Genomic DNA, 21,234 nt, shown 5'->3' with positions numbered 1-21,234 from the left:
AAACTGTGAGAGCCATTTTTGCGCTTCAGAAGTGACGGTGCGGTTAAATTTACCCAAAGCGTAGGATTTGGCTTGTTCTGCCAATTCAGCAGGAGAAGAGGTTAAAATATTGCTTATTGTTTGAATATGACTACTCACTACATGTGGCGTATCAATTTCTGAAATATCGTTGTTTTTTTGTGAATGAGTATATGGCTTTGCTGTTTTCATATTACCCTCAGCTAAAGCATTAGCTATTGCAGGAGGTATCAGTAATATATAAAACAAAATAAAAAAGCCAATAAATCCTCTAAAATTTAATGACATATACAAATACTCCAAAAATATTTCTATTATATAGCTGAGAATTTTACTCGACACTTCATATTCTGAGCGACATTTACCCATTCTTGCTTATAATATTAGTTAGAAAATTCAAATTAGAGTCATTCAAAATAGTTATCACTGAACAGCAAGAAATATTTGAACCATTCATTAATAAAATGGGATCTGTGTCCCGTAATCATCATTACATTCTGTTTTTTTTAAGTCTATTTCAAAATCTCCCTGTCCACCAATGATGGTATTTCCTCTCTATTAGTGATAACAAAAAGGAATTGGTTTTAAAAAAATCATCAATGAAGCAGTAAAATCAGTCAAAATTTCTCATGCCTGAATAGCTCAACAATCGTGTTCTCTTTGATAAGAACGTTCAGTCTATCTCAGGCATTGAGTGTCTTTTTTAAGCGAAATTCAGGTTAATCACTAAAGAGCTATCCTTGATTTAGTGACCATCAGGATTGAATGCCAAACCAATTCTTGTCAACGTTTGAACGCATTTCGGATGCCGGGACATCGTCAAAGTTCGCTATCAAAAAAATAACATCATATTGGGTAAGGATTTAATGTGACAGAACCCTATAGAATGCCGGAAGATTAATAAATAACCAATAAAAGGCGAGTGTGTATACCATAAAATGGTCATTTTAACATATAGTTGCATTTTTAATGTATGTATTGCATTTATGATTTTAATCTAAGATACTGCCAAAAAATAAACAGATCGGATTTTAAATTAAATTTCATAAAATTATGGAGGATAAAATAATTATTTATTGAAATAATAACATAAAAATAAAAATCAACCAAAATGACAGTAACAACAGATATGGGAACAGACTTATCTAATAAGGCAACATTGATTTCTCTGGTCAACATTTTAAATTACTAATTAACTTATCCAAGGTATTATACTGTAGCAACACTATTGGATAATAGTGCACAATCTAAAACAGCAACTGTAAATATTGAAAAAATATCATCCAGTTTACCGGATTATTTCCCAACTGTTCCAGAAACTACAGGTAATAATGGCACACTACTAACAAAAGGAGATTATTATAGGTTAGATAATTTAGAGGTAACTGTCCCCATCTATACCGGTATGGCTTCCGGGCAAACTGTGCTGGTTGATTATGTAGTAGGAATCAGGCACAGAGTATGATTTTTCTGAGGCATGAAGACAAGTTATATAAGCATTATCACACTTTAAATAAAGTATAATATTTTTAATAAGATGTTGGTGCATAATAAAACAAATATATTGCGACTGATAGATATTATCATTTTTTGAATTATCTATGTGCCCTATAAACCAATGCCTCTTTAAAACATTAATAAATCTCATCAGAAATTAAAAATTTACAGGTGGATATTATGGCAAGAATAAAATTAATGATTAAATTATTTCTGTATATGACATTGGCATTTTTTATTTCTACCACCAATGCTAATTCAGATACCGGGTACGATGTTGCAAAAAAAATCACTCAAAGGTATTTTGATAATCAAATATACTGTGGGGATGATGGACTTCCGATATTTTTATGCTCAGGAGTATTAATAAGGGGAACTGTTGCGTCAAATAAATATCACTCATGGAACCCTAGCCCAAAGTCTCAAAGCAGGGGAAGTGTTTCATTCTCTTATCTAAGATCTGATGTTAAAGTTATTGCATTATACGGCAATCATCATAATGGTTATATATTTTCCCCATATCTTGATAATATAGATAGTCCTAAAGTTAATCCTGAAGCTCTCTGTTATTTTCCTATTGATGGAGACACAGATGATAGAAGTGATAAAGGATGTGGCTCTTCGTTAGGGCATCAAAATAGAGGTTCTTGTCAACAACAAAATGTTACCACAGCAGAACAATGGGTTAATTATTACGCAAATAATCGTGATGCTCAATGTGGTTTTGATGTGACTGGTGATGGCAGTGCAAATATCTTTATGCAAGCGATTAAAGTTCGCTCTCTTATTGATTTACCATCGAACAATGAATTGCTTTTGGCGACTTGGGAGCAAGATATTCCGGAGAAATTACCGATAGAAGCCTTTTTTTATCAAAATGATGGGTTACAAGATGCGCAACATGATCAAAAAGATTTTTATCAATCTACCGGTACATTAATACCTATTATCAAAATAACATTCCCTCAGAATAAGAATGAAGATATCCTTTTTACTTATGATCAAGGAGATCAAATTAATATAAATTAATAAAAATTGTAATTGTGTATCAGAATAACTGCAGGGAGCGAGTAACCCAAGAAGGACAGCATAATGCAACTCATGATGGTCGATAAATCAAGGTAATACCTTGCTGGCCCATATGAAGCGCAACAAAAGGTTGATAAGACCCGCTTTAATTAAAGGTGATGAATCTTAAATCAAAGCGGGTAACTCTCTTCTTTTCAAATCGAAGTGTCAGATCTCATCTGAACTAATACCCCTCATGCCTGAGTAACTCAACAACCCTATTCTTTTTGATAAGAACGTTCAGTCTATCTCAGGCACTGGGTTTCTTTTTTAAGCGAAATTCAGGTTAATCACTAAAGATCGGTCCTTTTATAAGGCTCAATATCCCCTTCTTTGCGCGTCTTGAGCAATTTTAAGATCCAGGTATATTGTTCAGGATTAGGTTTAACCAATTCTTCTAATTCCTGATTCATGCGGCGGGCAATATAAGCATCATCCTGCTCTGCTATGTCGTCCATGGGTGGGCGAATATAAATATCCAACTGATGGGTTTGGCAGTTATAAACCGGAAATAACGGGACAACCGCAGCGCGGCATACTTTCTTTAAACGCCCAAGTGCAGGCAGTGTCGCTTTGTAAGTGGCAAAGAAATCGACAAATTCGCTGTGTTCTTCGCCATGATCCTGATCAGGCAAATAATACCCCCAAGCTCCCCCACGTATCGATGCAATAAAGGGTTTAATTCCTGCGTCACGGGAATGCAATTGACCACCAAAGTATTGGCGTGCTTTATTCCATAAATAGTCAGCCACAGGATTGCTTTGATGGTGAAACATACCTGATATTTTGTAGCCACGTGCTGACAAAAGCATAGCGGGTATATCAATTGCCCACCCATGGGGAACCATAAAAATGACATTCTTGTTCTGGGCTTTCAGGGTTTGAATAATGTCTTCGCCATGCCACCGAGTACGCTCAAGGGTCGGTTTTGCACCTCTCAGGCAAAGTTCCGCCAACATGACGAATGATTGAGGTGCGGAGGCAAACATGCGATCGATTAAGTCTTCGCGTTGCTGTTCCGTCAATTCAGGAAAACAGTAAATTAAGTTGATTTTTGCCCTACGACGGGCACTTTTTGCTTTTCTGCCCGCCCAAATACCTAACTTGGCCAGCAATGGGTCACGCCATTTCACCGGGATATAAGCCAGTCCCGCTAATACACCTACGCCAGCCCAAAGCCCCCAATAACGGGGATGCAAATAAGATCGATGAAACCGAGGGACATGTCCCATTTTACTCTCTGTATTTTTCTCTTTATTCATGAGCCAACTCTGATGATTCCAACACTCGCTTCCAAAACGCAAGTTTCCGACAAAAAATAACATAAAAGCGGATGATAGCAATCATCCGCTTTTATGTCTGTCTATAATCGAAGAATCAACACATTCAATCCAGCAATAATTTAGGTTTCATCTCCTGAACCATTGCTATATATTCGGCTCGCTCTTTACCACTTAACCCACCAGAACGCGGCAATTTTGCCGTGAGTGGATTAACCGGCTGTTGGTTATCCCAGAATTCAAAATGTAAATGCGGGCCAGTCGAACGGCCGGTATTTCCCGATAACGCAATACGCTCACCTCGTTTTACTTTCTGGCCTGGTTTTACCAATAATTTTCTCAAGTGCATATATCGAGTCGTGTATTGGCGACCGTGCCTGATGGCGATGAAATTTCCTGCCGCGCCATCAAACTTGGAGACGATAACTTCGCCATCACCCACCGCCAGAACCGGAGTTCCTACCGGCATGGCAAAATCAATCCCTTTATGTGCGGTGATCCGCCCGGTTACCGGATTTAAGCGATGTGGATTAAAAGGGGATGAGACCCTGAATTGTTTCGTTGTCGGAAAACGCAGGAAACCCCGTTCCAGACCTGAAGCATGACTATCATAAAAACGCCCGTCATTAGAACGGAAAGCGTAATAATCATTTCCGCCACTCTGTAAGCGAACCCCCAACAACTGGCTCTGTTCACTTTTGCCATCAAGCATTTCACGGGACATCAACACAGAAAAACGATCACCTTTGCGCAATTTGCGAAAATCTATTTGCCATTGCAGCGCTTTTGTCACTTCTCTGGCTTCGCTGCTGGTCAAGCCGGCAGTAAGCGCACTGCCATTAAAGCTGCCATTGACTGTGCCTGCGATGACACTGTTTTTCCATTCCCCTTTTTGGAATTCCTGCGCTTCGTTGAAGGTGTCTCCTTCGCGGGTATAAGTGCGGGTTTCACGGCGTGATATATCCCACGTCAGGGTTTTCAAATTACCATTTTCATCAACGGACCATGACAATGACTGACCAATACCCAAATTGCGCAATGCCTTGTATTGGTTTGCCAATAGCGCAACATCAGAGGAATCAATACCAAATTGAGTCAAAATGGAGCTTAAAGTGTCACCATTGGAAACGACATATTGATGGGGAACATTTGCGGCGGCATCCGAGCCACTTTCCTCATCTGCGATCCCTTCATCGGGGAACTGCTCATTAACATCCCCTGCCACATCATCTGTCGCATCAGGGAGGCTACTACTACTGGGGGTGCTGATAATAATGTTACCTGTCCGTTCCTCTCGATCATGGTAAACAACCGGCCTCCACACCGCCACAGCCAACGTAACTAACGTCAAAGAACCCAGCATGAACTTATGTGGCTTGGGCAGGTTGTTGTATACCAAAACAAGCGTTTTAGCTATTTGCTGCACTAATAAAATTCCTTATTGTACTAATTCAGGCAGCTCGCGTATTGCTTTGACAACTGAGTTATAAATTTCATATAGCTGTCCCTACTCAATACGATGCCGCTTCCCAACGGATCAAGCACTCCGATACGGACATCAGTACCTTTTGCTACGGCATGAATGACGGCTGGCCTGAATTGAGGTTCAGCAAAAATACATTTAACTTTCTGCTCAACCAATTGTGTTCGTATATAGTGTAATTTTTTAGCTCCCGGCTGTATTTCAGGATTAACCGTAAAAACGCCTCGTGGAGCTAATTTGTAATGTTTTTCAAAGTAGCCATACGCATCATGAAAAACAAAATACCCCTGTTTAAGTACAGGATTTAAAATATTAGCAATATTCTTGTCAGTTTGCGTGAGCTGTCCATTGAATTTACGTAGGTTTACTTGTAACCGTTGCTTTTGTTGAGGGTATTGCTCAACGAGCTGATCATATATTGCCTGAGCCGCTTTCTCTGCAATCTCTGGAGAAAGCCAAAGATGCATATTATATTCACCGTGATGATGATGTTCGTGATCGGTTTCATGTTTAGGCTGATTCGATTCACTTATGTGATTATTATCTTCGCTATTTTTCAATAACAAGGGTTTTATTGTGGGTAAATTAGCCAATTCCAGTTGTTTGTTTCGATCAATTTTCGCTATCGGCTTCGCCAAAAATGTTTCCATATCCGGGCCAATCCAGACAACCAAATCCGCCTGATTGATCTTCTGTACATCCAGAGGTCGTAAAGCATAATCATGTGGAGAAGCGCCATCAGGCAAAAGCACTTGAGTATTTGTTACACCGTCAGCAATGGCAGCAGCAATAAAACCCAATGGACGAATAGATGTGACAACATCGGCCTGTGCAAAGCCATTCACTCCAGCCACCAGCGCAGTAGCCAACGCGATCTTAGGAAAAAACTTATGCACGTATTTCTGTGGTTTGTGTAACATAATATGAATATTCCCTGCAGCAAATTGAATTTTGTTATATTATAACATTTCAATGATACTGCAAGACACTTTTAACATGTCAACTATGATCACTCTAAAAATATGATCACCCTAAAAAATATTACGGTTGAATTTAACCACCGCAAGGTACTGAACAATATTTCGTTCAATCTAAAACAAGGTAAAATTCTGACGCTCATTGGTCCAAACGGAGCAGGAAAATCAACGCTAGTCCGTGTTGTTCTTGGTTTAGTCCAGCCCTCTTCGGGCACCATCGAACATATTACCGCGTTGAAAATTGGTTATGTTCCACAGAAACTTAACCTTGATCCCACTCTGCCACTGACTGTCAAGCGCTTCATGATGCTAAGACCCAACGTGAAATCAGCAGATATCATGCCAGTATTAAATCGGGTCAACGCTGCCCATTTATTGGAGCAACCCATGCAAAAACTGTCAGGTGGAGAAACGCAGCGGGTATTACTCGCCAGAGCCTTACTCAATCACCCTCAGCTTTTGGTTCTTGATGAGCCGACACAAGGTGTTGACGTCAATGGTCAATTGGCGCTGTACGATTTAATCAATCAAATCAGAACAGAACTTAACTGCGCTGTACTTATGGTATCCCATGACCTGCACTTAGTAATGGCGAAAACAGACGAAGTTTTGTGCCTTAATCAACATATTTGCTGTTCCGGCACACCGGAAGTTGTCTCAATGCACCCAGAATTCATCGCCATGTTTGGGCATCATGGTGCGGAGCAACTGGCCGTTTACCGTCATCATCACAATCATCATCATGACCTGAAAGGGAAAGTGATTTTTAAAAACGGTGGAGAACCACGTCGATGATTGAATTATTGCTTCCCGGCTGGCTGGCCGGAATTTTATTGGCGATGGCCGCAGGCCCTCTGGGTTCTTTTGTGGTTTGGCGCAGAATGTCCTATTTTGGTGACACACTGGCGCACGCATCATTGCTCGGTGTTGCATTTGGTTTTTTACTGAATGTCAACCCGTTTTATGCCGTTATCGCGGTGACACTCATATTGGCCATTATTTTAGTCTGGCTGGAAAAACGCCCACAATTGGCTGTTGATACCCTGTTGGGGATTCTGGCTCATAGTGCGCTATCGCTGGGTTTAGTCGTTGTCAGTTTTATGACCAGTGTACGGGTTGACATGATGGCTTATTTATTTGGCGATCTGCTGTCTGTGACTTATGAAGATCTCTGGCTGATTGCAACGGGTGTCGTCATTGTTGTCGGGTTGCTGACATGGCAGTGGCGTGCTCTGCTATCCATGACAGTCAGCCAAGATCTGGCCTTTGTTGATGGCATTAAAATTCAGCGGCTGCGCTTTCTGTTGATGTTAGTGACCGCCCTGACCATTGGCCTGGCCATGAAATTCGTCGGGGCGTTAATCATCACTTCCCTGCTGATTATTCCTGCCGCCACTGCGCGCCGTTTCTCCCGTACACCGGAGCAAATGGCCGTTTTTGCCGTCCTTGTCGGTATGTTTGCTGTCACCGGGGGATTAACCTTGTCAGCATTTTATAACACACCCGCCGGACCTTCGGTTGTGCTTTGTGCCGCCATATTATTTGCACTGAGTTTGACGGCTAAGGTAAAGAGCTGATATTTATCCCCGTATGTTCTTGGCCGTTCAACCTACGACTTCAATGTGCAAGCACTTTTAGCGGCCTGCACATTGATTTCCATTACATTGATTTCCATTACATTAATTTCCGTCACATTGATTCCAGTAAAGATGCCATAATCTTTATCACCTTTTCTTTATTTTGATCGATAAAAAAATGATCCCCCGGAATAGACTGTATGGTCAGGTTTTCGCTGGATAACTCTGACCAGGCATAAAGTTCGATGGGTTTAATATCGGGATCAGATTCACCACTTAAAACCGTTATCGGGCTTTTTAAAATAAATCGTTTTGCCCGATAGGTTTCGGCCATTTTAAAATCTGCCCTTAAAACAGGTAGCATCAGCGCCATCAGTTCGTTATTCAATAGCACTTCATCAGTCGCCCCATTCATTTTTTGCAACTCATGGATAAACGCCTCATGGGGTAAATCGTAGGTATTGGGATGAGTATCCCTTAAATGCGGTGCCGGACACCCTGATGCAAAGAAATGCACCGGGGCGGGATAAGTCAGGGATTGCAATTGACAGGCAAGTTCAAATGCCACTCGGCATCCTAAACTATGTCCGATAAAAACGTAGGGAGTCTGCGTAATAAATGCAGCATAAGCCATTAACTCATCGACCAGTGAATGCACGTTTTCATAGGGGGCTTCGTCAATTCGAGTTGCCCGTCCCGGTGGTTGCACAGCAACAATTTCAATGTCATCACTGAAATGTTCCGCCCAGTCAAGATAAGTCTTCGCCGAGCCTCCTGCATAGGGGAAGCAAAATACCCTCAATTTCGGGCTACTGCTCAATTTTGGTCTAATGAACAATCGGTTGTTTTCCAAACTATGCTCCTGTATTCCTATTTCTGAACTCACTCGTCGATATGCGGTTTGCCAGGATTTAGCCCCTCTTCCACCAACGTAATCAGGTTTATCAGGGATGCCCGCTGGTAGAAGGTTTTTAGTTTAATGTCGATGGCAAAATGTACGTTAATTTTTGCCAGCAGACGTACTGCCATCAGAGAATCTCCCCCTAGCTCAAAGAAATTATCTTCCTGCGAAACAACATGGCGATTTAGCGCCTCACTGAAATGAGACAAGACTTGTCTGGCGATATCGGAGTCAAATTCCACACCCGCCGCTGTCTCAGGAGAGCATGGGCTCTGCCCCAATGCCAGTAAAGCAGCCGTATCGATCTTATTGCTCATGGTATAAGGGATTGATTCAATCACCCGCCACTGTGTTGGGATCATGTAATTCGGCAATTGACCTTGCAGATGTTGTTTCACCTTATCAATGAGTTGGCCGGTATTGCCTGTGAACATGGCTGCCGTGACCAAATAGCCACAGAGCCGCTCATGGGGCTGTTTTTCAATGACGACGACGGCCTTATCAATATCCGAAACCTGTTTAATCCATGATTCAATCTCTTCCGGTTCAATCCGGTAGCCCCGAAGTTTGATCTGCTTGTCTTTTCGCCCCAGGCACAACAGTTTGTTCTCTTTTGTGAAACAAGCCAGGTCACCCGTTTTGTACAATCGTCCCCCCTTAACATTCGAGATGGTATCTTCGATGAATGCAGAGGCGGTTAAATCGGGTCGTTGCCAATATCCTTTAGCCACCCCCTCACCCCCGATGAACAGTTCACCCCTCACCCCTGGCGGTTGATGACAGCCCCGTTCATTGAGTACATACATCCGCGTGTTGGCAATGGGCGATCCTATCGGTAGCCCCCCCTGACGGCTTTGAGTCTCTTCGCCCTCAATATTCAACCGTTCCACGCAACAACCAACAACCGTCTCTGTTGGTCCGTACTCATTAAAACTGACGCTTTCAGGGGCAATGGTCTTAAGATAATCGAGATGTGCGCGGCTCATCTGTTCACCACCTACCACAATGACTTTGATATCCAGTGATGTCTGCTTCTGCTCCAGATTTAACGCCAGATGTTCCAATTGCGAAGGCGTCGTTTTCATTAATCCCAAAGGCTTATTCAGTTCAAGTAAGCGCAGTAATGCCCCATCCTGACGGTCCTGCCCTGCAAAAAGCATAACGTGCCCCCGTGTAATTAATGGCAGGAGCAAGCTGGTAATAGAGGCATCAAATCCGAAAGAAGTGGTCACTGGCACGCCCAGCCCAGCAAAATCACGGGCACCCGGCGGCATGTAGGTTTGTGCCGCCCAGTTCAGATAGTTGTTCAGCCCCTTGCGATAAACCTCAACCCCTTTGGGCTTACCCGTCGTACCGGAGGTATAAATCATGTAGCAAAGGTCATTATTGTCTGCAGGAGATCCCCATCGGGAAACTAAAGGGTTGGGATGAATGTTGCCGCCATTCTCCGTTCCCCATTCGTTGCACAACGCAATAACGGGGGTATTAAAACGCGCCAGCGCTGCTGTCAATGACGCCGCTTTGCCCGCTCCCCTGCTTTTCTCTACCACGATGGCATCAGGACAGGCATCTTCAATAATCAGCAACAAGCGATTAAGTGGCAAATGGTCGTCTACGGGTATCCAGATTATGCCCTCTATCAAACAAGCAACGATAGTGGCCAAAGCCAGAGGGCTGGCGCCGGAAAAAATCACGACCTTAGCCTGTCTTGTTGTTGCTGTAATGATATGACGGCGTAATTCGTCGGCCACCCGTTGGCTTAGGTTGAATAGTTTTTGGTAGCTCAATTGTTCGGTACGTGATCCAACCCAATATTCAACCGCCATTAACTCAGGCTCAGAGTTCAACTGATGGAAAAAATGCTGGCAGAAATCGCCCGTAAAGGGGGCATCGGTTTGATTAAATGTCAGAACCTGGCGTTGATAGTCTAGCTCATTCAACAACGGCAACGCCAAAACCGACTGAGAAGCATCACGGCTCATCGCGGTACATAATTGCTGATAACTGTCGTTTAATACTCCGCTGTAATCCGCCACAACATGGTTGTATTGGTATTCAAAACATACCTCTACGGTGTCAACGAGATGGATCACAAACAGCGTCAAAGGAAATTTCCCCCCGATCGGGGCAAGTTCATGTTGACGGGAACGGGTTCCGGGCAATGCCCAGTCTCCCTGCCCCACAAAATAGTTGTACATCACATTGAATAAAGGTGCCTGAGATATCTGTTGTGCATCGCTGACACTGCGCACGATATGGCTGTAAGGAAATTGCTGGTGTTCAATGCCGTTATAAAGCTGACGGCTAAGCTGGGCGGCAATATCGGCAAAGCTGATTTGCGGATGAAATATCACTTTAATCGGTAGCACATTGATAAAGTAACCTATCGTTTTTTCCAAACGTTGATCATCCCGCAAGGAAGCCGGAACACCAAACACCATGGTTTGTTGGCCGGTCAATCGATACAACAGCGAAGCATATACGGTGAAATAAGCCAGTGCCGGTGAAATACCCAAAGTCGAGGCACAATGATTGAACGAGCGGACTAAAGTAGGATCTAGCAGGTGCCGGGTCATCCCCCCTTGTTCACTTTTTGCCGGCATGGGGTTCCCGACAGTCAGTTCCAACCGGCCATCTATCCCCACCAACTCCTGAAGCCAATAGGCTTTATCATCAGCTAAATAACCGCCGCGCAGCAGTTCATCCTGCCAGGCAGCAAATTCAGCATATTCAAAGGAATCAACGCCAGTATCATCACAAGGTAGCGGTTCACCGGCATAAGCAGTAGAAATATGATTGAGGATCAATGCCACGGAATCATTGTCGCAAATCAGATGATGGAGACAAAAATGCAGAATATGGTTCTGTTCTCCTAATCTAATCAATAAAAAGCGGGCCAGTCCGGGCTGGTTCAACGTAAATGGCGTTTCCAAATTATGCTGGCAATACGTCAAGGCCAGTTTCAGGCGTTCTTTTTCCTCCAATCGAGGGGCTTGCCCAACTAGATCAATCACGGTCACGGGTAATTCAATTTCAGGATAAATATGCTGAACCAATCCCTGTTCATCTTCGATAAATGCAGTACGAAATGCTTCACTACTTTGTATCGTGTGTGAAATCGCATCCAGTAACTTGCCCTGATCCAACGGGCCGATTAACTCGTAGGTCACTGGCACAATATAGAGTTGTTTTTCGGTCAATTGTTCTGCCAGCCACACGTCTTGCTGACCCGCAGATGCCAAGACTTCATCAATCTCAACAATCCCGCCCCGCTGATTTTTCATCTCATTCATACCCGGCCTGCCTCCTTGCCACTTTGATGCAGAATCGCTGCCAAATTGCGATGTAACTGGCCGATAAGCGCTTCGGCTTCCCCATACAGCAGGCTCGGAGCGTTACACGTCTGCAAATTTCTTTGGACTTGCTCAATCGCTTCATAGTCCTCCTCCAAAGCCTCAGCCAGATACTCCACATCCAACTGACAGACCTCACTGATGACTTCATCTGCTTTATGGATAAAATTGAACGTTTTCGACCAGGTTTGATTGACCGATACGGGGTGGTAAAAGGAGACAAACACATGGTAAGGCTGCACCCCAATAATCACGTTCGGGAACAATAAATAAGTGGCAACCATTTCCCGGCGTGTCTTATGGGGGGTTTGTTGGCGCACTTGAGCCAGATTTTTCAGTGGCGTCAAGATCCGACCGTGCTGGGCAAAAGAATCCAGAGAATAAAGCTGACCATTCAATGTGGGCGCCAAACTGTTCCGGTGCAGAGACTGAACATGATAATATTCAATAAAATTTTCAATCAGTAACTTCCAGTTGGCATTGACCATTCTCTCCCGGGAATTCAGCAACTTATGCTGTTCAAAACCAATAGCCGAAATTTGATCGTCAATAGCAGAAAACCAATGTTCCAGCGAAAGTGCAGGATTAAGCTCGCCCGGCATTTGCCACAACATCCCGAATCTTTGTTGAACATTAATTGCATTAAGCGAACGATATTGCTCAGGTATTTCAGGAAAAACCTCTCGCCAACGTGCAGCCAGCAAATGTCCCTGATGGCTGAATGACCAACTGTGATAAGGGCAAACAAACGCTTTTTTGCATCCCTCTTTATGAGATTCAAGCCTGGCTCCCCGATGCGGGCAGACATTTTCAAATACGGCACAGCGATCATCCTCCACTTTGCTGACAATCATGGGAACGCGGCCTGGATAATCAACCGAGATAAAGTCGCCTATTTTTTCCAATGTTTGGCCGGGGGCGATAAACTGCGGGATGCGTTTCCACAGTTCTTGCTGTTCGTAACGAAAATAATCCTGACAGATATAGTGGTTGACTTGACTTTCATATATTCCAACCGGTTCAGTCGAAATATGCGCACTATGCTGGCCGATCATATCGACGAAATAATCAGCATAAGGAGAAAATACATTTTGCAGAACACCCTCACCGCCTTCAAGTAACAGGGCGGTCATATCGACTGTAGTATCACTCATTAAGCATCTCCTTCAACCAGAATAGTCTGCGTGAATGTCCGGGATTGGGTTATATACCTGTTGTAAAAATCGAAATAACGATAAACAAAATGCAGATTCGGGGTCGCAACATCGACCCGTTGGCTGAGTTTGATAAAGGACGCAAGCAGAGTATCAGCCTCTGTTTCTCTGCCATTAATAACATCCAGCACCAAAGAAGAATTAAAATCGGGAATTGACATCAAGTACCCCATGGACTGGTGCCGGAACTTTTCACTCTCTTTGATATATCCGGTTTTCTCACCAATGACCGTACACTCGTCAATGATCGATTGAATGACGGATCGGGAGCTCTTATTGCGCATCGCTGTCTGTACGCCGGTACGGATTAATCCACATACCGAAGCTGCCGCATTGAGCGTATTTTTGGCAAAGACTTTATGGGCAATATCGGCATAACCTTCGAAGGGAATGCCGACTCGATTGAGTAAATCCAAAACCGCCATAATATCAGTGTCTGCCTGTTCAGACGGTTCGATGCCACCAAGATAGCTGGTTTTCAGGAACATCAATCGCAGGTTTTGTATATCATGCTGGACCACTGAGAAATTGAGCACACCACGAATGATCGTGACGCCCAATGCTTCGTCAATAAAAGCCTGTTCTGTGGCAAAACCGTTTTGGAATAGGATAACGGGGCCACGGAGCCAATGTTTATGGCGCGACAATTGCTGACAAATATGTTGATTGGAGACCGTTTTGCTGCAGACATACAATTGATCGAACTCTTTCGACAGAAACGTGGCGTAATCAGTGAAATGGCCATCAATAATCATGCTGCCGAGATCTTCGCCCACATCCCGCTCAGAGTTTGTATGATCACTGAGCTGTATTCGACTGATAGGCAGCACTTGGTTTCTGATCCCTCGTGAAGAGAGTAAAAAAACCTGACACCCTTGTTTCTTACATTGATGGGCTAAATAACACGCAACAGCCCCTGTACCGATAATGCCTATCCTGAGCATCCTATTTCCCTCCTATCGCTAATAACAATCTTTGGGTCGTCATCAGCAAGGGAGGTAATATCAATAAGGTGATCCCAATAAAATAAAGATCCATCGGGTTACCCTGCACCCAAATCGCCCACCCCACCTCTTGAGCCAATAAGATTTCCAAGACCATCCCAGTGATGAGATAAATAATGAAACTGCTGAATGTCTTGACCAGATTACGCAGAGCAAAAACCCGTCCGTGATATATTTTCGGCACCGTGGTTTGCCATAACGTTTGCATTTTTATGATGCTTATCCGCATCGTGATAAAGCTGATCGCAATACAGACTCCAGCGACATAAATATTTTTTACCTGCGTCAAAACCACGAAACCCGCCGCAAACAAGAATTCCAGCAACAATAGCGGCATATGTCTCAATAGCGTGGGCTTCCATGCCGAAATAAGGCTGACTATCACCATAGCCACTCCACCGATAGACATCATGTAACCGGCTTCTGAGACAGAAAAATAGGTGGTGAAATAAGGCACAATCGTGATTAACGTTCCCCCGACCAGAATAGCTTTAAAAAAGGTGTAGCCGATCATATACGTCATTTCCGGTGATGCCTTGACCAATCGGATACATCCCATATCAGGGAAGATGGCTTTCCAGTTCAGCTTGGATAAGTTGCCATCATCGTGCGGCAGAAACTGGACAGAACTGACCCTGAACAATAATGCTGCGGCAAATACACTCACCATAAAGGTGAGAAGATCAACCGTCAGTACCAGTCCCAAGCCATAGTGAGAAAACAGAAACGCGCCGATGATTGGGGCCAGCATTTGTGGCAATGAATCGCTGAGACTGCCCAAGGCATTCGCCCGATTGAGCGAAGAGGGTGGCACCAGCCGAAAAACCAGAGTGCTGTAACAATCAATTTGCAACGCAGTCAACACGCTGGTCAGCGCGATATAGAGGTAGACCACAATGGTATTGATATAGCCGAAGTGATTGAACACGAGCACCATCGCCAGAGCCAGACCCGCAATCCCTTCTGTCAGTAATAGCACCTTGCGTTTATCATAATGATCAATCACATAACCGACTAACGGCATCAATAAAAAAGCCGGCAGCACTAAGACTAAATACATATTTGTATAGGCCATGACCGACATTTGTTTTTCAAGCAACCACAACCCGAAAGCAAACTCCGTCAATTCGCTGCCAAAAATCGACACGGCTATGCCAATCCAAAGCGGATAGAATCCATGTATGCCTTTCATGCAACGATTCCCTTTTTTTTACGTCGGCGGGATTGTAGTACCGGTCTTTCTTTGCTCCCTGCCGTCTGCCTGGGGCTGTCTGATACGAATGCCCGTGCCCCAGTCATTTCCCTGTCTGCAATGTTTTTTTCATTCACCGCCAACGCTGACGCTATCCATGCGATAAGTTCAGCTAATGTTCTGTGAGCCATAAACTCCGGCAATTTGAGAGTCACACCGTGCTCTTTTTGCAGGGCAGACAAGATCTTGATCGCGATTAACGAATCTCCTCCCAACGCCAAAAAACTTTCGTTCATATTCAGCTCACGTTGTCCGAAATGCGCCATGAGTAAACGACTTGCTGCACTGCCAAGTTCTCCCTGAGATGGCGGATGAACAGATCTTTTTTCCTGTTCTTTATGCCGATGATGTTGTTGCAAAGGAAACTGCTTTATCGCAACCTTGCCATTGTCAGTTTTAGGAAATTCAGTCAGATATATAATCGAATGGGGCTGCATATAATGTGCAAAATTGCGCCTGATAAATTGTCGGATCTGTTCACTTAACGCTTGTTGCCCAACCTCATCCGCCTGAGTTTTTACATAACAGAGTAATTTTGTTTCTGCGGCCGGAATGCTCGGATCAATCACATTGCTGGCGGTAAACACAACCTGTTCTATCCCCTCCCATTGACCCATGGCGCTTTCTAACGGGGTGGGTTCAATTCGATAGCCACGTACTTTAATCTGGAAATCAGTACGGCCAAGGAATGACAGGCATCCCTGTTCGTCCATGCTGACTAAATCACCGGTTTTGTACATTAATGGAGCGTCATGGCCGCAGGCTTCAGCCGGAATATAGGGGTCAGCCACATATTTGGCTGCGGTCAGCGCGTGATTGCCGTAATAGCCCTTAGATACCAGTGGTCCCCCAATATACAGTTCACCGGGTTCGCCACGCGGCACAGGTTGACCTGATTCGTCTAACACATAAAATCCGGTATTGGCTAATGGTTTACCCAGCGGCACGGTTTTTCCTATCGGTGTATCAGACGTTATCACCGAATCCGTAGCGGTAATGGTGGTTTCCGTCTGAGCATAAGCATTGGAAAAAATAACCCCCTCAGGCACAAGCTGTTGCCATTGCTTCAGTGTCTGTGGATCAACTTTTTCAGTTCCGACTAACAGACGCCGTAAATGAGGCGGATAGTCCATCGCGGGATCGTGCAAACTATCCACCCATCCTTGCCAATAGGCCGCAGGTAAGTCAGCCAGCGTCACTTGTTGTTTAATCAGTAACTCATTGAAGTCAGCAAAGGTATTGGGAGGTGAATCGCCGGGGAACACCACCCGCCCCCCCGCTGCCCAAACCGGGAAGAGTTCTTCAAGGACGATATCCCAACATAAATCGGTAAATTGAAGCATCCGATCTTCCGGGCGGATCGCCAGATATTCTTTCATCATCAAACAGTGGTGCGCGATGGCACCATGCGAATTCATCACGCAGTTAATCTTTTGGGTGCTCCCTGAGGTACAGGTAATGTAGGCTGTCTGCCCGGCAGGTATTTCTTTTCCAGGGTTTCTCAGTAACGCGGTATTTTCCCCAGTCACGTCACATTGACGCAACAACGCCTCTTCATCGTAAAAGTTGAAATGTTGGGTATGGGAGAGCGTTTTCAGCAACGAAATCAGTTTGTCGTTCCTCATCTCATTCCCCTCATTCATCGCCCCATAATCCCCATCAATCAGGGTGAATCGCGGAGTCAGTACCGAAATCAGGAATTCGACATGAGTGAGAGGCAGTTTTTTATCGACAGGCACATATACACCCCCCGCTTTCAGTACCGCCAACACCGAAATCGCCAAGGGAATACCACGGCGTACACTGACAAAAACGGGTTCCTCAGGCTGTAATCCTTGGTGCAGTAAGCGGTGCGCTAACGCATTTGCCTGTCGGTTCAGTTCGTCAAAGGAAAGTGAGCGTATTCCCTCTGTTAAACTGACATCCACTAATGCACACGCCTGTGGATCATCGGCAGCCCGTTGTTCAAACAAAGCATGGATGGGATTTTTATCCAGAAAATCTTTCCGCAGGGGCCCAATGGCAATAGAGGGCGTGTCCAGTGAGTTCAGGTAAGTGACAATATCAGCTAACGTCAGTGTATCCTGATCCGGGGAATTGATCAGATAGCTAAACAACTGGCTCAGTTTACCTGACAGCGTTTTGATTTTTGCCTCACTGTAAGTCTGCGCCGCATATTCCCAGTGTAGATAGAGGTCATGCTCACTCTGAAACACATCCAAAGACAATTGACCGACGATGTAACGTTTGGGATTATCCAGCAATAGAGACCAACTGCCACTCTCATTAATCTTAAGTTTACGGGGACTGAAGTTAAAATCGTAATTAAGATAACGATTCAACATCTCCGAACGCTGCCCCAAACTGCAATTTTGCGTCGTCAGATCCTCAACGGTGACATCCTGACTGGAAAAAATATCCAGCAGTTGCTCACAGGTAAGGTCAAGATATTCGCTGAAACGCTGTTCATTGTGCCGAATATTTACCCGAACGGGCAACATGGCCGTCGTCAGACCGACCAGATTGTCGAAGTTATCAAAATTACGCCCGGACACCGACGTGGACATCACAAACTGGGATTGTTTGAGTATCGTACCCAGAAAAATAGAATAGACGGTATACATCAACATATAAGGCGTTACGCGGCGTTCAGCGGCATAACGCAAAAGGTTGGCCGCCAAGTCAGCCGGCAATTTATCGAGGTAGAACCCCCCGGTGGAAAGCACCTCCCCCTCTTCTGTCAACACGGCAGGCGCGGGAGCCGGTAAATTAGCCAAATCCGCCTGCCAGCCGGACAGATACTTATGCCAAAATGATTTCTGATGAATAAAGTCCGGCGTCTTTTTGAACGCGGCCAGACGGCTCAGATAATCATGATATTGCCAGGCCGGAGGTAAATCGTTGACTCCCTGATAAACGGCCACCAGTTCATCAATGAGTACATCCAAAGAGACACCATCAACAATGGTATGGTGGGCAACCAAAAATATCATGTCCACCCGGCTATGGTTAAGTGCGTACTGCGCCAACGGTGTCTCATTCCATAATGGCCGGGATAAATCAACCTGAGCCACATGTACCCTGAACATCGGCCCACGATCGAGCACGAACGCTTCATCCAAACAAGTTTGCCGCCATTGAAAAAACGACGTTGGTGAATCAATGCCCAACCGTTCAGTACGTATTGCGGCACGATAGTCAAACGCTCCCGCTACCGTTTTAAAGGTTTCAGGACAAAAAACCTGACGTAACTGTTGATGACGATGAAACAAATACTCAATGGCGCTATTCAAACGCTGCGGCTGCAACCCGTCTGTAATCACACATTGGACGAACTCATTGTAAGATTTTGATGCAGCAGGATCGTACCAACTGGACATTGCCAGATTCTTCTGCATCTTGGGCTCGGCTGCCGTTGCGTCCGTCAGCGTTTTCGATTGCGTTTCCGATATTACAGGGGAGGCATTCAGCGGACGGGGTTTAGCAGAAAGACTTTCAATGGTTTTTTCAAAAGCGTCGAAACACGCCTTCAACACATTGTCATCATGGGCAGTGGAGAGGAAACAGGTACGCCCTTCCCAAGTATAGACCCCGTTCATCAACAAATGATGGAAAAACAGTTCGTGGGTTTTCTTCTGGCTGAACTTGAATAATGAACCAAAATTCGCAACTTCTATCCCGCACTCTGCTGCGGTGAACAAGCCATTGAGCCGTTTAACAAAATGGGTGGTTCTCTCGTTCAAATCAGTTTGTAACGCAGGTCCTATTGCTTTCATCTGCAACAGCGTTGCCTCTGCCGATGCCATAGCCAGAGGATGCTTACAAAACGTACCGGCGAAAAACGTGGTTTCATTCGGCGGATAAGATGCATCACCAAATTGCCAGAAACCGCCATCCAGATAATCCATGACGGCCGCCTCTCCCGCCAAAACGCCAACGGGCACCCCCCCACCGATGACTTTTCCATACGTCACTAAATCCGCTTTGACCTGATAGTAATGCTGCGCGCCTTTGGCGTGATAACGGAAACCCGTAATGATTTCGTCAAATAGCAATACCACATGCTGTTGTGCCGTGATTTTCCGTAACGTCTGAATAAAAGATTTGGGCCGTAGATTGATATTGCGCGATTGAATGGGTTCAACCATGACCATCGCGATTTCATGCCCATGAGCCGTGATATAGTCCAGACTTTGTTGCTCACCATAATTAAGCACCACAACATCCTGCCCCAAATCTTCAGGAATGCCGCTGGATTGGGGAAACTTCTCGCCCGGCCGCATTCCTCCCATAAAGAGAATTTCCGTATAGTGACCATGGTAGGCATTATTGAAGATAACAATTTTTCTTTTCCCACTGGCGGCTCTGGCCAAACGGCAGGCGAGCATAATGGCTTCTGTACCTGAATTCGTGAAAGACACTCGCTCAACACCTGCGATTTCGGAAATTAAATCGGCAACGACCATTCCCGACTCATCAACCGGGCCGAGATGAAAGCCGTGATGAAGCCGTTTTTGCAAGGCTTGCTGGATAAAATCGGGGTTATGCCCAAAGAGGTTGACGCCAAATCCCATCGCAATATCGATAAAGACGTTGCCGTCCAGATCAGTAATATGTGCCCCCTTTGCCGTTTTCCCGACAATCGGATAACACAACTCTTTGAGTTTACTATTGAATTGAAGCGCATTGCGATTATCACACAGCACTTTCCGGTACTTCTGAACCGTCGTTTTTGATGTGCGGGTTTTCGCGTTGTAATGCTGAATGAATGCCGTCGTTTCCGCATCGCATTGCACAGACTTCGAAAGCGCAGTCGGCTTGTAGGTAAATTTGGCCTTTTCACCCGGCAATATCAAAGGTTCAGTGACAGTGGGCTGATGCCGTTCGGGAAGATGGGGTGAGCCTGCGGCTGGCTGTTCCGCCGATGGAGTCCTGTTCGTTGAAATATTTTTTTCAGGTGAAGCCTCATTTGATGCCGGAGCGCATGAGGGGGCGGCCTGCTGAACGGCCGGTGTTTGATGACCCGCAGCAAAAACAGCACCTCCTCCCCCGATATGTTGTAATACTGCCAACTGCTGTTGAAACAATTGCTGCATGGCATTTAACTGAGCCGCCATAATACTTTGTTTAGCCTCAACACCTTGTTTAGTTTCACGATGGATCGTTTCATGGCTGATCGCTTCATGATTAATAACAACTGGCTCGTTGAACATCCTCGCGGCAGGCGCAGCAGAGGGCGATAACGATATTGGCGGAGGTGTTAAGTCATTTCGGACATTCACCGTGATCTGCGGCTCCGGCTCCGGCGTCGGTGGCACGGCTATGGCTGGTGGCTGATCGTTAACTTTGTCAACCGGGGCAGGCGCTGCCTGCTTACTGACAAAGCTGGCGACTTTATCTATCGTTGACAATCCTTTAAAAAACTTCCCAATACCGATATCGACACCATATTGGGATTTAATATTGTTTTTCATTCTAATCAAAGTGAGGGACTCTATACCCAGCGCCAGAAAGTCAGTATCGGTAGGCACATGCTCACTCGTTAATTCAGCCTGTAACCAGCTTTGCAGAGCGTGCTTAATTTCATTTGGCCGTTGTTGCGTCATGACG

At 44.9% G+C, this 21,234-nt stretch carries 14 protein-coding genes; 4 read left to right on the top strand and 10 right to left on the bottom strand.

Features of this window, described 5'->3' with window-relative positions:
• Positions 1-306, bottom strand: a 306-nt coding sequence (locus Xbed_RS11360; protein WP_139837483.1) for a hypothetical protein, incomplete at its 3' end; no start/stop codon positions are given.
• Between the two features lie 940 nt (positions 307-1,246).
• Here Xbed_RS11360 and Xbed_RS19420 point away from each other — a divergent pair.
• Both Xbed_RS19420 and Xbed_RS11350 read left to right on the top strand, forming a co-directional pair.
• A complete protein-coding gene (locus tag Xbed_RS19420) occupies positions 1,247-1,483 on the top strand; it encodes a hypothetical protein (RefSeq protein ID WP_139837482.1) in 237 nt (78 codons plus the stop codon).
• Positions 1,484-1,695: 212 nt separating this feature from the next.
• A complete protein-coding gene (locus Xbed_RS11350; RefSeq protein WP_086113038.1) occupies positions 1,696-2,544 on the top strand; it encodes a hypothetical protein in 849 nt (282 codons plus the stop codon).
• A gap of 332 nt (positions 2,545-2,876) precedes the next feature.
• On the opposite strand, the gene lpxM is transcribed toward Xbed_RS11350, so the two are convergent.
• From lpxM to znuA, 3 genes are all read right to left on the bottom strand, one after another.
• Positions 2,877-3,845, bottom strand: a complete 969-nt coding sequence (lpxM, locus tag Xbed_RS11345; RefSeq protein ID WP_086113037.1) for a lauroyl-Kdo(2)-lipid IV(A) myristoyltransferase — start codon at positions 3,843-3,845, stop codon at positions 2,877-2,879.
• Positions 3,846-3,969: 124 nt separating this feature from the next.
• Positions 3,970-5,289 (bottom strand): murein DD-endopeptidase MepM, encoded by a 1,320-nt coding sequence (mepM, locus tag Xbed_RS11340; protein WP_086113036.1) that lies wholly within the window; start codon positions 5,287-5,289, stop codon positions 3,970-3,972.
• Positions 5,290-5,309: 20 nt separating this feature from the next.
• The gene (gene znuA / locus Xbed_RS11335; protein WP_086113035.1) at positions 5,310-6,266 is read right to left on the bottom strand and encodes a zinc ABC transporter substrate-binding protein ZnuA; all 957 of its coding nucleotides are present in this window, start codon (positions 6,264-6,266) and stop codon (positions 5,310-5,312) included.
• Positions 6,267-6,368: 102 nt separating this feature from the next.
• Between znuA and znuC the strand changes: the two genes are divergently transcribed.
• Together znuC and znuB are read left to right on the top strand one after the other, a co-directional pair.
• Positions 6,369-7,118 carry a zinc ABC transporter ATP-binding protein ZnuC gene (gene znuC, locus Xbed_RS11330; RefSeq protein WP_086113034.1) on the top strand — a complete coding sequence of 250 codons (750 nt, stop codon included), beginning with the start codon at positions 6,369-6,371 and terminating at the stop codon, positions 7,116-7,118.
• Positions 7,115-7,900 (top strand): zinc ABC transporter permease subunit ZnuB, encoded by a 786-nt coding sequence (gene znuB / locus Xbed_RS11325; protein WP_086113033.1) that lies wholly within the window; start codon positions 7,115-7,117, stop codon positions 7,898-7,900. The genes znuC and znuB overlap by 4 nt, the downstream gene beginning before the upstream one ends.
• Before the next feature lie 112 nt (positions 7,901-8,012).
• On the opposite strand, the gene Xbed_RS11320 is transcribed toward znuB, so the two are convergent.
• Genes Xbed_RS11320 through Xbed_RS11295 form a run of 6 tightly spaced genes read right to left on the bottom strand, consistent with a single transcriptional unit; the run spans position 8,013 to position 21,230 of the window.
• A complete protein-coding gene (locus Xbed_RS11320) occupies positions 8,013-8,753 on the bottom strand; it encodes a thioesterase II family protein (RefSeq protein WP_086113032.1) in 741 nt (246 codons plus the stop codon).
• A gap of 29 nt (positions 8,754-8,782) precedes the next feature.
• The gene (locus Xbed_RS11315) at positions 8,783-12,094 is read right to left on the bottom strand and encodes a non-ribosomal peptide synthetase (RefSeq protein WP_086113031.1); all 3,312 of its coding nucleotides are present in this window, start codon (positions 12,092-12,094) and stop codon (positions 8,783-8,785) included.
• Positions 12,091-13,308 (bottom strand): aromatic ring-hydroxylating oxygenase subunit alpha, encoded by a 1,218-nt coding sequence (locus tag Xbed_RS11310; RefSeq protein WP_086113030.1) that lies wholly within the window; start codon positions 13,306-13,308, stop codon positions 12,091-12,093. The genes Xbed_RS11315 and Xbed_RS11310 overlap by 4 nt, the downstream gene beginning before the upstream one ends.
• Positions 13,308-14,312, bottom strand: a complete 1,005-nt coding sequence (locus Xbed_RS11305; RefSeq protein WP_086113029.1) for a ketopantoate reductase family protein — start codon at positions 14,310-14,312, stop codon at positions 13,308-13,310. The genes Xbed_RS11310 and Xbed_RS11305 overlap by 1 nt, the downstream gene beginning before the upstream one ends.
• A 1-nt stretch (position 14,313) precedes the next feature.
• The gene (locus Xbed_RS11300; RefSeq protein WP_086113028.1) at positions 14,314-15,564 is read right to left on the bottom strand and encodes an MFS transporter; all 1,251 of its coding nucleotides are present in this window, start codon (positions 15,562-15,564) and stop codon (positions 14,314-14,316) included.
• Complete coding sequence (locus Xbed_RS11295) at positions 15,561-21,230, bottom strand: aminotransferase class III-fold pyridoxal phosphate-dependent enzyme (RefSeq protein WP_086113027.1); 5,670 nt, start codon at positions 21,228-21,230, stop codon at positions 15,561-15,563. The genes Xbed_RS11300 and Xbed_RS11295 overlap by 4 nt, the downstream gene beginning before the upstream one ends.
• Positions 21,231-21,234 lie beyond the last annotated feature (4 nt).

Origin of the sequence: Xenorhabdus beddingii, assembly GCF_002127545.1 — a bacterium.
In the GTDB taxonomy this organism is placed as follows: domain Bacteria; phylum Pseudomonadota; class Gammaproteobacteria; order Enterobacterales; family Enterobacteriaceae; genus Xenorhabdus; species Xenorhabdus beddingii.
This window is presented reverse-complemented; position numbering and strand designations above follow the sequence as displayed.